Source organism: Pseudoalteromonas sp. M8, assembly GCF_018141365.1.
Lineage (GTDB): Bacteria > Pseudomonadota > Gammaproteobacteria > Enterobacterales > Alteromonadaceae > Pseudoalteromonas.
In genome coordinates this window covers 1024460-1037195 of record NZ_CP047240.1, presented here as the reverse complement: position 1 = coordinate 1037195, position 12736 = coordinate 1024460, and the positions used below count along the sequence as shown (strand labels likewise).

Below are 12736 nucleotides of genomic sequence, written 5' to 3'. Positions count from 1 at the left end.
TCACCTACTGCTGGTGCATGTTTCCTTCGCTAATTCCAGCAAGAACCCCACACGCCTCAACTTCCCGGTCATCGTTGCAACTCGCTCTCAGTGAAACGAGTTGTTTCTCAAGCGCTTGCAGAGCGGTTATCTGCGACCGCACATGAGAGATGTGATCATCGAGCAAGGCGTTGACGGCGGTACAAGGCTGATGAGGGTCGTCCTGATAGCTCTGTAGTTCGTGAATCTCAGCCAGTGACAGGCCCAGGATTCTGCAGCGACGGATGAAGGCCAGCCCCTCACCATGCTTCTCGGTATAGACACGGTAACCGTTGTCCTGCCGATCAGGCGGCGGCAACAAGCCCTGCTGTTCATAGAAGCGGATCGTCTGTGTTTCGACCCCTACCAACTGCGCCAACTGACCAATGCGCATCAGCCTCCTCCCCAACGGATTCTTTACTCTATTGACCTTATAGTAGCTTTATAGTTTTAAATGGTACCACAACATTGTTCAAGTGGAGTCGTATCATGAGCAAATCCTGTGGTGGCGCCTGTGGCGGTGATGCAACGTCCGCAGCGGATACCGATATACAGGCCTCCTCCGAGGCGCCAGGGAGATGGGTCAGTGTTTATGCCGTGCCGAAGATGGACTGTCCATCAGAAGAACGAATGATTCGCCTAGCCCTGAACGGCTTTGAGGAGATTCGGGCGCTGTCCTTCGACTTGTCGAACCGCCGGCTGAAGGTCGTGCATGACGGCGAGGTCGAGCCCGTCACCTCGAAACTGAAGACCTTGGGGCTAGGCGCCTCGCTTCAGGAAACCGTCGCTGCAAATCCGGAGACCATCAAGGCCGCCGAGTTTTCGGCAGCTTCTGCTAAGCAAGAATCCGGGACCCTGCGCTGGTTGCTCGGCATCAATGCACTTCTGTTCGTGGTGGAAATTACTGCCGGTCTGATGGCTCAGTCAACTGGCCTCATTGCAGAGTCCCTGGACAATTTTGCTGATGCGGCAGTGTACGGACTCGCTCTTTATGCGGTTGGGCATAGCGTGAAAAGGCAGGTCCGTGTTGCGCACGTTGCTGGTGTGGTCCAACTGGTTTTGGCTGTTGGCGTACTCGTAGAGGTCGTGAGGCGCTTTGTATTCGGTAGTGAGCCTGAATCGCTGGTGATGATGGCTATCGCATTCGTCGCATTGATTGCCAATACCAGTTGTCTGCTGCTCATATCCAAACATCGGGAAGGCGGGGCGCACATGAAGGCAAGCTGGATATTCTCGGCCAACGACGTGGTGATCAACCTGGGGGTCATCACCGCCGGCGCCCTGGTCGCGTGGACCGGGTCCAATTATCCGGATCTGATTATCGGCACCATCGCGGGGGCATTGTACTTAACGGTGCCAGACGCATTTTGGCGTTGAAGGGTTAAATAATGCTCATTATTGGCAAAAAGCTCTCGCCGTATGCCCTATTGTCCATATCGGGCCTGCTGGCAGCGTCTGATCAGGCTGTAAAGTGGCTGGTGCAGCAATCAATGGCCTATGGCGAGTATGTTTCGGTGACCCCGTTCTTTAACTGGGTGCACCTATGGAACACCGGTGCCGCATTCAGTCTTTTTGCGAATGGTGGAGGCTGGCAGCGCTACTTTTTTATCGGAATCGCGGTAGTGGTCTCGATTTTTCTGATCAAGCTGATCCTTGAAAATCGTCATAAAGGAGAAGCCATCGCTTACAGTCTTATCCTCGGTGGCGCCATGGGCAACCTGATTGACCGGGTCTTTCGCGGCTATGTTGTGGATTCCTTTGATTTCTATTGGCGAGACTGGCATTGGCCGGCCTTCAACCTGGCTGATATTGCAATTGTCCTCGGTGCCTTACTTTTCGTTTCCAGCAGCTTGTTGGGTAAAAAAGCAAACACCAATGCCGAGCCGGATGGATCTGACTGACACCTACGCCTATACAACACCATGACCGAACTTCCCGACAACATCCTTCACCTGCCGCAATACCAAGTACTGGGCTGCAAATCAACCGACGACGAAATGCACTTCCAGGTGGACGTGCCCGATCCCATCGCCTGCGAGGAATGCGGCGTGCAGGGTGAGTTCGTACGGTTCGGCAAGCGTGACGTTCCCTATCGTGATCTGCCCATCCACGGCAAGCGGGTCACTCTCTGGGTGGTCCGCCGCCGATACACCTGCCGGGCCTGCAAGACAACATTCAGGCCCCAGCTACCGGAGATGGTGGACGGATTCCGTATGACACTGCGGCTGCATGAGTACGTGGAGAAGGAATCCTTCAACCACCCCTACACCTTTGTGGCGGCACAGACCGGCCTGGACGAGAAGACGGTGCGCGACATCTTCAACGCCCGCGCCGAGTTCCTGGGGCGCTGGCACCGCTTCGAGACGCCCCGCATCCTGGGCATTGACGAGCTATACCTGAACAAGCGCTACCGCTGCATTCTGACCAACATTGAGGAGCGAACCCTGCTCGACCTGCTGGCCACCCGCCGCCAGGACGTGGTGACCAACTACCTGATGAAGCTGAAAGACCGGCAGAAGGTCGAGATCGTCAGCATGGACATGTGGAACCCCTACCGGGCAGCGGTCAAGGCTGTGCTGCCCCAGGCCCGTATCGTGGTCGATAAGTTCCATGTGGTGCGCATGGCCAACGATGCCCTAGAGAGAGTGCGCAAGGGCCTCAGAAAGGAGCTGAAACCGTCCCAGAGCCGGACTCTCAAGGGAGACCGGAAAATCCTGCTGAAACGCGCTCACGAAGTCTCAGACCGGGAGCGCCTCATCATGGAGACCTGGACAGGCGCGTTCCCGCAACTGCTGGCCGCCTACGAGCACAAGGAGCGCTTCTACGGCATCTGGGACGCCACCACACGGCTCCAGGCAGAAGCCGCCCTGGACGAGTGGATAGCCACCATCCCGAAGGGCCAAAAGGAAGTCTGGAGCGATCTGGTCAGGGCAGTGGGAAACTGGCGCGAAGAGACCATGACCTACTTCGAGACGGACATGCCCGTCACCAACGCTTACACGGAGTCCATCAACCGACTGGCCAAGGACAAGAACCGTGAAGGGCGCGGTTACTCCTTCGAGGTGATGCGGGCACGAATGCTCTACACCACGAAGCACAAGAAGAAGGCACCGACTGCGAAGGTCTCTCCTTTCTACAAGAAAACCATCGGTTACGGACTGCCGGACTTCGCAGAGGAACTCAACTACGGAGTGGATCTATCAACCATCTGAGGGTGGTATCAGATTGATGGGGTGAAGGTGCCCCATCAACCATTAAATCCGTATACCCAAAATAATAAAAGCAGACTTGACCTGATAGTTTGGCTGTGAGCAATTATGTGCTTAGTGCATCTAACGCCGGAGTTAAGCCGCCGCGCGTAGCGCGGTCGGCTTGAACGAATTGTTAGACATCATTTACCAACTGACTTGATGATCTCGCCTTTCACAAAGCGAATAAATTCTTCCAAGTGATCTGCGCGTGAGGCCAAGTGATCTTCTTTTTGTCCCAGATAAGCTTGCTTAGCTTCAAGTAAGACGGGCTGATACTGGGCAGGTAGGCGTTTTATTGCCCAGTCGGCAGCGACATCCTTCGGCGCGATTTTGCCGGTTATTGCGCTGTACCAAATGCGGGACAACGTAAGCACTACATTTCGCTCATCGCCGGCCCAGTCGGGCTGCGAGTTCCATAGCTTCAAGGTTTCCCTCAGCGCCTCGAATAGATCCTGTTCAGGAACCGGGTCAAAGAATTCCTCCGCTGCCGGACCTACCAAGGCAACGCTATGTTCTCTTGCTTTTGTAAGCAGGATAGCTAGATCAATGTCGATCATGGCTGGCTCGAAGATACCCGCAAGAATGTCATTGCGCTGCCATTCTCCAAATTGCAGCTCGCGCTTAGCCGGATAACGCCACGGGATGATGTCGTCATGCACGACAAGGGTGACTTCTATAGCGCGGAGCGTCTCGCTCTCGCCAGGGAAAGCCGAAGCCTCCATAAGGTCATTGAGCAATGCTCGCCGCGTCGTTTCATCAAGCTTTACGGCCACAGTAACCAACAAATCAATATCGCTGTATGGCTTCAGGCCGCCATCCACTGCGGAGCCGTACAAATGCACGGCCAGCAACGTTGATTCCAGATGGCGCTCAATGACGCTTAGCACCTCTGATAGTTGGTTCGAAATTTCGATGGTCACCGCTACCCTCATGATGTCTAACGCGCTGATCACCGGCGGTTGAAAACCGTCCGGTGGATTCGCAGGTTATGCTCCCTCATTTTCATTTCCGGTTTCCTATAGGGCAACTAGGCTGTCCTTGCCGGCGCTTGGAACACAGACGATGGCATCAAATGCCTCGCTCAATTTCGTTTTTACAGAGGCGCTTTGAGACCGCATTCGCTTTGCTTCCATGGGGGCATCTGTCAATGTCAGACATGAATTCTCCGTACCACAGGCGTCGATGACATACTGTTCCATACTATCCTCACGGATTGCATCGGCAGGCGTGGTCACAACAGAGAATCCAAGAGGACTGTCGGGCGATGGGAAATGCATTTCCGGCACGGTGGGTCCAAGATGGGTGAATGCAATCGCACGGTAATTCACCCTCTCTGCGAGGTGCTGCCCCATGGGAACAGCCGTAAGCTCGCCTGAAAAGGAGACTGGGGTTTTTTGTAAATGATTGTTGTGCGCCAGCAGAATTATCTTCACATCCGGATTCGCTCGAACCATTCCATCTACTACGCCCGCCATATACGAGTCACGTACGGAAGTATCTCCCTCAAGAGAGGTACCATCGAAGAAAGTTTTCATTATACGCAAGGTTTCCAACGTATACTCTATCGATTCTATTCGATCAGAGGCTTTTCGGAACAAATCGCTGTTGACGTGTTTTTTCAGTACAGGGGCAAGCGACGCCAAGCGGAGCTTCAATCTGGTTACCCCTGAGATAGCTTTCTCCTGCCGAGCCGTTTCTAGCTCCCCCCATTTTGCCGATGAAATAACCGCCGACTGGCCATCAATGGACGCCAACAAGTGAGTCAGCATATCAACGTGCGGTTTCATGAGGTGATCGATGAGCTGGATAATTTCGGCCAATTGCGCTAGGTCGTCCCTTGGGTTCAGGGTGTTGGGTAAGTCGATTCCGACTAACTGCAGTTTTCTTCCTGATTCGCGGAGATATGATTTCAGCCAGATCAGCACTGAGCCATACACAGAAAAGGTCAGGGTATCCGAAAATCGCTCAAGTTCATGAGCACCGGCTGTTGAGTTGAGCCATTCAGATAACCGGGATGCCTGAATCGCCCCACATTCCAAACCAATCGCATTAAAATCATGCCTTTCGACCAAATAGCGGATAAGACTTGCTCTAGCCAGTGAAAACTCCGCGACAAAATGAGCGCCCTCGCCAATGCCGACAATTCGGGCGCCCTCAATTACGGAAGTAAGAATCTCAAACTCATTGAAGTCCAGATTTTGAGGCTGTAAAAGTGTTCTGGTCGTTCTCCACGTCATTATTTTACCTTTGCGTTTATTACTTTAATCGCCATACGTTCGCTTCGCCAACAACCCGGGTCACAGCATAACGCCGAGTTCAGCGGCAGTTTTTAAGTTGTGGTTTTATGGAATATTTTTGCGCAGCAAAACCATAAAACCACAACTTAAAAACTGTCCAAGGAGCGGAGCGACTGGTGCTGCAACGACTTGTTAGCCTTTTTTCCAAATTTGATATGTATAATTTATATTAGACACAAAAAACTGTTCAAAAACCAAGTTGAAACCTTCAGGTAATATAGGGAATTTAATATCACCTTCAACCTCAACATGAATAGTAGATAGATGAATTATATCTGCTTTTTCAATAAGGCTTTCATAGATTTGCCCCCCACCCGAAATATATACATGATCTGTAATTTTAGATAGTTCTTGCAAAGCATTTTCTATTGAAGGAAAAACCAAGACGTTTTCATTTGACCCTGAAATTCCATTCTTTGACACTACTGCATATTTGCGATTTGGAAGAACTCCCATAGAGTCAAATGTTTTCCTTCCAACAAGAAGCCACTGATTGTATGTGAGCGCCTTAAAGATTAGCTGCTCACCTTTTGCTGACCACGGAATATCAGGACCACTACCGATTACGCCATTTTCTGACACTGCAGAAATCAATGAAATTTTCAATTTAACTCCCGATATGGCTAACTTTGTTTTAGGGCGACTGCCCTGCTGCGTAACATCGTTGCTGCTCCATAACATCAAACATCGACCCACGGCGTAACGCGCTTGCTGCTTGGATGCCCGAGGCATAGACTGTACAAAAAAACAGTCATAACAAGCCATGAAAACCGCCACTGCGCCGTTACCACCGCTGCGTTCGGTCAAGGTTCTGGACCAGTTGCGTGAGCGCATACGCTACTTGCATTACAGTTTACGAACCGAACAGGCTTATGTCCACTGGGTTCGTGCCTTCATCCGTTTCCACGGTGTGCGTCACCCGGCAACCTTGGGCAGCAGCGAAGTCGAGGCATTTCTGTCCTGGCTGGCGAACGAGCGCAAGGTTTCGGTCTCCACGCATCGTCAGGCATTGGCGGCCTTGCTGTTCTTCTACGGCAAGGTGCTGTGCACGGATCTGCCCTGGCTTCAGGAGATCGGAAGACCTCGGCCGTCGCGGCGCTTGCCGGTGGTGCTGACCCCGGATGAAGTGGTTCGCATCCTCGGTTTTCTGGAAGGCGAGCATCGTTTGTTCGCCCAGCTTCTGTATGGAACGGGCATGCGGATCAGTGAGGGTTTGCAACTGCGGGTCAAGGATCTGGATTTCGATCACGGCACGATCATCGTGCGGGAGGGCAAGGGCTCCAAGGATCGGGCCTTGATGTTACCCGAGAGCTTGGCACCCAGCCTGCGCGAGCAGCTGTCGCGTGCACGGGCATGGTGGCTGAAGGACCAGGCCGAGGGCCGCAGCGGCGTTGCGCTTCCCGACGCCCTTGAGCGGAAGTATCCGCGCGCCGGGCATTCCTGGCCGTGGTTCTGGGTTTTTGCGCAGCACACGCATTCGACCGATCCACGGAGCGGTGTCGTGCGTCGCCATCACATGTATGACCAGACCTTTCAGCGCGCCTTCAAACGTGCCGTAGAAGGCACTGTTGCAAAGTTAGCGATGAGGCAGCCTTTTGTCTTATTCAAAGGCCTTACATTTCAAAAACTCTGCTTACCAGGCGCATTTCGCCCAGGGGATCACCATAATAAAATGCTGAGGCCTGGCCTTTGCGTAGTGCACGCATCACCTCAATACCTTTGATGGTGGCGTAAGCCGTCTTCATGGATTTAAATCCCAGCGTGGCGCCGATTATCCGTTTCAGTTTGCCATGATCGCATTCAATCACGTTGTTCCGGTACTTAATCTGTCGGTGTTCAACGTCAGACGGGCACCGGCCTTCGCGTTTGAGCAGAGCAAGCGCGCGACCATAGGCGGGCGCTTTATCCGTGTTGATGAATCGCGGGATCTGCCACTTCTTCACGTTGTTGAGGATTTTACCCAGAAACCGGTATGCAGCTTTGCTGTTACGACGGGAGGAGAGATAAAAATCGACAGTGCGGCCCCGGCTGTCGACGGCCCGGTACAGATACGCCCAGCGGCCATTGACCTTCACGTAGGTTTCATCCATGTGCCACGGGCAAAGATCGGAAGGGTTACGCCAGTACCAGCGCAGCCGTTTTTCCATTTCAGGCGCATAACGCTGAACCCAGCGGTAAATCGTGGAGTGATCGACATTCACTCCGCGTTCAGCCAGCATCTCCTGCAGCTCACGGTAACTGATGCCGTATTTGCAGTACCAGCGTACGGCCCACAGAATGATGTCACGCTGAAAATGCCGGCCTTTGAATGGGTTCATGTGCAGCTCCATCAGCAAAAGGGGATGATAAGTTTATCACCACCGACTATTTGAAACAGTGCCGATAAAAATATATCATCATGAACAATAAAACTGTCTGCTTACATAAACAGTAATACAAGGGGTGTTATGAGCCATATTCAACGGGAAACGTCTTGCTCGAGGCCGCGATTAAATTCCAACATGGATGCTGATTTATATGGGTATAAATGGGCTCGCGATAATGTCGGGCAATCAGGTGCGACAATCTATCGATTGTATGGGAAGCCCGATGCGCCAGAGTTGTTTCTGAAACATGGCAAAGGTAGCGTTGCCAATGATGTTACAGATGAGATGGTCAGACTAAACTGGCTGACGGAATTTATGCCTCTTCCGACCATCAAGCATTTTATCCGTACTCCTGATGATGCATGGTTACTCACCACTGCGATCCCCGGGAAAACAGCATTCCAGGTATTAGAAGAATATCCTGATTCAGGTGAAAATATTGTTGATGCGCTGGCAGTGTTCCTGCGCCGGTTGCATTCGATTCCTGTTTGTAATTGTCCTTTTAACAGCGATCGCGTATTTCGTCTCGCTCAGGCGCAATCACGAATGAATAACGGTTTGGTTGATGCGAGTGATTTTGATGACGAGCGTAATGGCTGGCCTGTTGAACAAGTCTGGAAAGAAATGCATAAGCTTTTGCCATTCTCACCGGATTCAGTCGTCACTCATGGTGATTTCTCACTTGATAACCTTATTTTTGACGAGGGGAAATTAATAGGTTGTATTGATGTTGGACGAGTCGGAATCGCAGACCGATACCAGGATCTTGCCATCCTATGGAACTGCCTCGGTGAGTTTTCTCCTTCATTACAGAAACGGCTTTTTCAAAAATATGGTATTGATAATCCTGATATGAATAAATTGCAGTTTCATTTGATGCTCGATGAGTTTTTCTAATCAGAATTGGTTAATTGGTTGTAACACTGGCAGAGCATTACGCTGACTTGACGGGACGGCGCTTCCCTACCCTCATGGCCGCCTCCCAGGAATCGACCCAGGTGCTTATCGTGGACATAATCCTTTACTCATAAATTGGCACTGTTGCAAAGTTAGCGATGAGGCAGCCTTTTGTCTTATTCAAAGGCCTTACATTTCAAAAACTCTGCTTACCAGGCGCATTTCGCCCAGGGGATCACCATAATAAAATGCTGAGGCCTGGCCTTTGCGTAGTGCACGCATCACCTCAATACCTTTGATGGTGGCGTAAGCCGTCTTCATGGATTTAAATCCCAGCGTGGCGCCGATTATCCGTTTCAGTTTGCCATGATCGCATTCAATCACGTTGTTCCGGTACTTAATCTGTCGGTGTTCAACGTCAGACGGGCACCGGCCTTCGCGTTTGAGCAGAGCAAGCGCGCGACCATAGGCGGGCGCTTTATCCGTGTTGATGAATCGCGGGATCTGCCACTTCTTCACGTTGTTGAGGATTTTACCCAGAAACCGGTATGCAGCTTTGCTGTTACGACGGGAGGAGAGATAAAAATCGACAGTGCGGCCCCGGCTGTCGACGGCCCGGTACAGATACGCCCAGCGGCCATTGACCTTCACGTAGGTTTCATCCATGTGCCACGGGCAAAGATCGGAAGGGTTACGCCAGTACCAGCGCAGCCGTTTTTCCATTTCAGGCGCATAACGCTGAACCCAGCGGTAAATCGTGGAGTGATCGACATTCACTCCGCGTTCAGCCAGCATCTCCTGCAGCTCACGGTAACTGATGCCGTATTTGCAGTACCAGCGTACGGCCCACAGAATGATGTCACGCTGAAAATGCCGGCCTTTGAATGGGTTCATGTGCAGCTCCATCAGCAAAAGGGGATGATAAGTTTATCACCACCGACTATTTGCAACAGTGCCGTTGATCGTGCTATGATCGACTGATGTCATCAGCGGTGGAGTGCAATGTCGTGCAATACGAATGGCGAAAAGCCGAGCTCATCGGTCAGCTTCTCAACCTTGGGGTTACCCCCGGCGGTGTGCTGCTGGTCCACAGCTCCTTCCGTAGCGTCCGGCCCCTCGAAGATGGGCCACTTGGACTGATCGAGGCCCTGCGTGCTGCGCTGGGTCCGGGAGGGACGCTCGTCATGCCCTCGTGGTCAGGTCTGGACGACGAGCCGTTCGATCCTGCCACGTCGCCCGTTACACCGGACCTTGGAGTTGTCTCTGACACATTCTGGCGCCTGCCAAATGTAAAGCGCAGCGCCCATCCATTTGCCTTTGCGGCAGCGGGGCCACAGGCAGAGCAGATCATCTCTGATCCATTGCCCCTGCCACCTCACTCGCCTGCAAGCCCGGTCGCCCGTGTCCATGAACTCGATGGGCAGGTACTTCTCCTCGGCGTGGGACACGATGCCAACACGACGCTGCATCTTGCCGAGTTGATGGCAAAGGTTCCCTATGGGGTGCCGAGACACTGCACCATTCTTCAGGATGGCAAGTTGGTACGCGTCGATTATCTCGAGAATGACCACTGCTGTGAGCGCTTTGCCTTGGCGGACAGGTGGCTCAAGGAGAAGAGCCTTCAGAAGGAAGGTCCAGTCGGTCATGCCTTTGCTCGGTTGATCCGCTCCCGCGACATTGTGGCGACAGCCCTGGGTCAACTGGGCCGAGATCCGTTGATCTTCCTGCATCCGCCAGAGGCGGGATGCGAAGAATGCGATGCCGCTCGCCAGTCGATTGGCTGAGCTCATGAGCGGAGAACGAGATGACGTTGGAGGGGCAAGGTCGCGCTGATTGCTGGGGCAACACGGTTGCCTGATCCACACCCATTAATTCAGCTAGGTGACTTTGCTTCATATGACGAAGCAACCGCGCCCTCCGCACCTGCCGCCCCCTGTCATTCGTCAACATTCTTCAGCACCTCAATGTCGTTCGTAGTGAGCCTCATTTTTTCAAGACCGCCGATGATGAGAGCCAGGCCTCGCTCGAATGCCGCGTCCGGACCGCCTTCGTAGACGATTTTCATCGCGCTCTGTAGGCGCGCCGGCATCGTAGACGCTGAGGTGGTCAACTGATCTTCGCCCCGCTCCTCGGCGTCTGCCTCGCTAGCTTGCTGCTCAAGAACAGCGCCGACGGTGAAGTAGCTGATTGCCATCAACGCATAGGTCGCGTCACCTGCCGAAAAGCCAGCATCGCAAAGGAAGCGAAGCTGCGCGTCGGCTTTTTCCATCTGCGGCGCGGCTGGCCGCGTCCCGGCATGAATACGCGCGCCATCGCGATAAGCGAGCAACGCCCGTCGAAAACTGCATGCATTGCCCTTCAGGAACGAACGCCAGTCGTCGTCATCCCTTGGCGTCGAATGCGTGTGATTTATCGTCAGCATGGCTTCGGCAAGTGCGTCGAGCAACGCACGCTTGTTCTTGAAATGCCAGTAGAGCGCTGGCTGTTGCACCCCGAGGCGCTCAGCCAGTCGGCGCGTCGTTAGACCTTCCATGCCCACGTCGTTAAGCAGTTCGAGCGCGGTTCGGATCACGGCCTCGCGTTGGAGCTTGTTCATTCGCGAATTCTCATGTTTGACAGCTTATCATCGATAAGCTTTAATGCGGTAGTTTATCACAGTTAAATTGCTAACGCAGTCAGGCACCGTGTATGAAATCTAACAATGCGCTCATCGTCATCCTCGGCACCGTCACCCTGGATGCTGTAGGCATAGGCTTGGTTATGCCGGTACTGCCGGGCCTCTTGCGGGATATCGTCCATTCCGACAGCATCGCCAGTCACTATGGCGTGCTGCTAGCGCTATATGCGTTGATGCAATTTCTATGCGCACCCGTTCTCGGAGCACTGTCCGACCGCTTTGGCCGCCGCCCAGTCCTGCTCGCTTCGCTACTTGGAGCCACTATCGACTACGCGATCATGGCGACCACACCCGTCCTGTGGATCCTCTACGCCGGACGCATCGTGGCCGGCATCACCGGCGCCACAGGTGCGGTTGCTGGCGCCTATATCGCCGACATCACCGATGGGGAAGATCGGGCTCGCCACTTCGGTCTCATGAGCGCTTGTTTCGGCGTGGGTATGGTGGCAGGCCCCGTGGCCGGGGGACTGTTGGGCGCCATCTCCTTGCATGCACCATTCCTTGCGGCGGCGGTGCTCAACGGCCTCAACCTACTACTGGGCTGCTTCCTAATGCAGGAGTCGCATAAGGGAGAGCGTCGACCGATGCCCTTGAGAGCCTTCAACCCAGTCAGCTCCTTCCGGTGGGCGCGGGGCATGACTATCGTCGCCGCACTTATGACTGTCTTCTTTATCATGCAACTCGTAGGACAGGTGCCGGCAGCGCTCTGGGTCATTTTCGGCGAGGACCGCTTTCGCTGGAGCGCGACGATGATCGGCCTGTCGCTTGCGGTATTCGGAATCTTGCACGCCCTCGCTCAAGCCTTCGTCACTGGTCCCGCCACCAAACGTTTCGGCGAGAAGCAGGCCATTATCGCCGGCATGGCGGCCGACGCGCTGGGCTACGTCTTGCTGGCGTTCGCGACGCGAGACTGGATGGCCTTCCCCATTATGATTCTTCTCGCTTCCGGCGGCATCGGGATGCCCGCGTTGCAGGCCATGCTGTCCAGGCAGGTAGATGACGACCATCAGGGACAGCTTCAAGGATCGCTCGCGGCTCTTACCAGCCTAACTTCGATCATTGGACCGCTGATCTTCACGGCGATTTATGCCGCCTCGGCGAGCACATGGAACGGGTTGGCATGGATTGTAGGCGCCGCCCTATACCTTGTCTGCCTCCCCGCGTTGCGTCGCGGTGCATGGAGCCGGGCCACCTCGACCTGAATGGAAGCCGGCGGCACCTCGCTAACGG

At 53.8% G+C, this 12736-nt stretch carries 11 protein-coding genes and 3 pseudogenes; 7 read left to right on the top strand and 7 right to left on the bottom strand.

All coding sequences use genetic code 11. From position 1 onward, the window contains the following. Positions 1-4: 4 nt before the first annotated feature. The gene (gene cadR, locus GSF13_RS09410; protein ID WP_004364961.1) at positions 5-412 is read right to left on the bottom strand and encodes a Cd(II)/Pb(II)-responsive transcriptional regulator; all 408 of its coding nucleotides are present in this window, start codon (positions 410-412) and stop codon (positions 5-7) included. Between the two features lie 95 nt (positions 413-507). Here cadR and GSF13_RS09405 point away from each other — a divergent pair. From GSF13_RS09405 to GSF13_RS09395, 3 genes and pseudogenes are all read left to right on the top strand, one after another. After that, positions 508-1403: pseudogene (locus GSF13_RS09405) on the top strand (cation transporter). A gap of 3 nt (positions 1404-1406) precedes the next feature. Then, positions 1407-1919: a signal peptidase II gene (lspA, locus tag GSF13_RS09400; RefSeq protein ID WP_004863699.1), complete on the top strand. Its 513-nt coding sequence runs from the start codon at positions 1407-1409 to the stop codon at positions 1917-1919. Between the two features lie 21 nt (positions 1920-1940). Then, entirely contained in the window at positions 1941-3230 is a 1290-nt protein-coding gene (locus GSF13_RS09395; RefSeq protein ID WP_004574636.1) for an ISL3-like element ISPpu12 family transposase, read from the top strand. Between the two features lie 132 nt (positions 3231-3362). Here GSF13_RS09395 and GSF13_RS09390 read toward each other — a convergent pair. The 3 genes and pseudogenes from GSF13_RS09390 to dfrA32 form a co-directional block, all read right to left on the bottom strand. Next, positions 3363-4201 (bottom strand): annotated as a pseudogene (locus tag GSF13_RS09390) (AadA family aminoglycoside 3''-O-nucleotidyltransferase). Positions 4202-4285: 84 nt separating this feature from the next. Beyond that, positions 4286-5506, bottom strand: coding sequence for an EreA family erythromycin esterase (gene ere(A), locus GSF13_RS09385; protein WP_032084014.1), 1221 nt, complete (start codon positions 5504-5506; stop codon positions 4286-4288). Between the two features lie 192 nt (positions 5507-5698). Then, positions 5699-6172, bottom strand: a complete 474-nt coding sequence (gene dfrA32, locus GSF13_RS09380; protein ID WP_032084013.1) for a trimethoprim-resistant dihydrofolate reductase DfrA32 — start codon at positions 6170-6172, stop codon at positions 5699-5701. A 157-nt stretch (positions 6173-6329) separates the two neighbouring features. Here dfrA32 and intI1 point away from each other — a divergent pair. After that, positions 6330-7127 (top strand): annotated as a pseudogene (gene intI1 / locus GSF13_RS09375) (class 1 integron integrase IntI1); the annotation flags it as partial. Between the two features lie 52 nt (positions 7128-7179). Here intI1 and GSF13_RS09370 read toward each other — a convergent pair. Next, positions 7180-7884: an IS6-like element IS26 family transposase gene (locus GSF13_RS09370; protein ID WP_001067855.1), complete on the bottom strand. Its 705-nt coding sequence runs from the start codon at positions 7882-7884 to the stop codon at positions 7180-7182. 129 nt (positions 7885-8013) lie between these two features. On the opposite strand from GSF13_RS09370, the gene GSF13_RS09365 reads away from it, so the two are divergent. Beyond that, the gene (locus GSF13_RS09365; protein WP_000018329.1) at positions 8014-8829 is read left to right on the top strand and encodes an aminoglycoside O-phosphotransferase APH(3')-Ia; all 816 of its coding nucleotides are present in this window, start codon (positions 8014-8016) and stop codon (positions 8827-8829) included. A gap of 189 nt (positions 8830-9018) precedes the next feature. On the opposite strand, the gene GSF13_RS09360 is transcribed toward GSF13_RS09365, so the two are convergent. Further along, positions 9019-9723 (bottom strand): IS6-like element IS26 family transposase, encoded by a 705-nt coding sequence (locus tag GSF13_RS09360; protein ID WP_001067855.1) that lies wholly within the window; start codon positions 9721-9723, stop codon positions 9019-9021. 113 nt (positions 9724-9836) lie between these two features. Between GSF13_RS09360 and aac(3)-IVa the strand changes: the two genes are divergently transcribed. After that, entirely contained in the window at positions 9837-10613 is a 777-nt protein-coding gene (aac(3)-IVa, locus tag GSF13_RS09355; RefSeq protein WP_001199192.1) for an aminoglycoside N-acetyltransferase AAC(3)-IVa, read from the top strand. Between the two features lie 152 nt (positions 10614-10765). Here aac(3)-IVa and tetR(C) read toward each other — a convergent pair whose 3' ends face one another. Continuing rightward, positions 10766-11425: a tetracycline resistance transcriptional repressor TetR(C) gene (tetR(C), locus tag GSF13_RS09350; protein WP_001038045.1), complete on the bottom strand. Its 660-nt coding sequence runs from the start codon at positions 11423-11425 to the stop codon at positions 10766-10768. 92 nt (positions 11426-11517) lie between these two features. On the opposite strand from tetR(C), the gene tet(C) reads away from it, so the two are divergent. Next, the gene (gene tet(C), locus GSF13_RS09345; protein WP_053409934.1) at positions 11518-12708 is read left to right on the top strand and encodes a tetracycline efflux MFS transporter Tet(C); all 1191 of its coding nucleotides are present in this window, start codon (positions 11518-11520) and stop codon (positions 12706-12708) included. The last annotated feature ends 28 nt before the right edge of the window (positions 12709-12736 follow it).

Bases quoted from the DNA above. Each gene is read 5' to 3' on its own strand.
- cadR (WP_004364961.1), bottom strand. From the start codon at position 412: ATGCGCATTGGTCAGTTGGCGCAGTTGGTAGGGGTCGAAACACAGACG.
- GSF13_RS09395 (WP_004574636.1), top strand. From the start codon at position 1,941: ATGACCGAACTTCCCGACAACATCCTTCACCTGCCGCAATACCAAGTA.
- GSF13_RS09370 (WP_001067855.1), bottom strand. From the start codon at position 7,884: ATGAACCCATTCAAAGGCCGGCATTTTCAGCGTGACATCATTCTGTGG.
- GSF13_RS09365 (WP_000018329.1), top strand. From the start codon at position 8,014: ATGAGCCATATTCAACGGGAAACGTCTTGCTCGAGGCCGCGATTAAAT.
- lspA (WP_004863699.1), top strand. From the start codon at position 1,407: ATGCTCATTATTGGCAAAAAGCTCTCGCCGTATGCCCTATTGTCCATA.
- GSF13_RS09360 (WP_001067855.1), bottom strand. From the start codon at position 9,723: ATGAACCCATTCAAAGGCCGGCATTTTCAGCGTGACATCATTCTGTGG.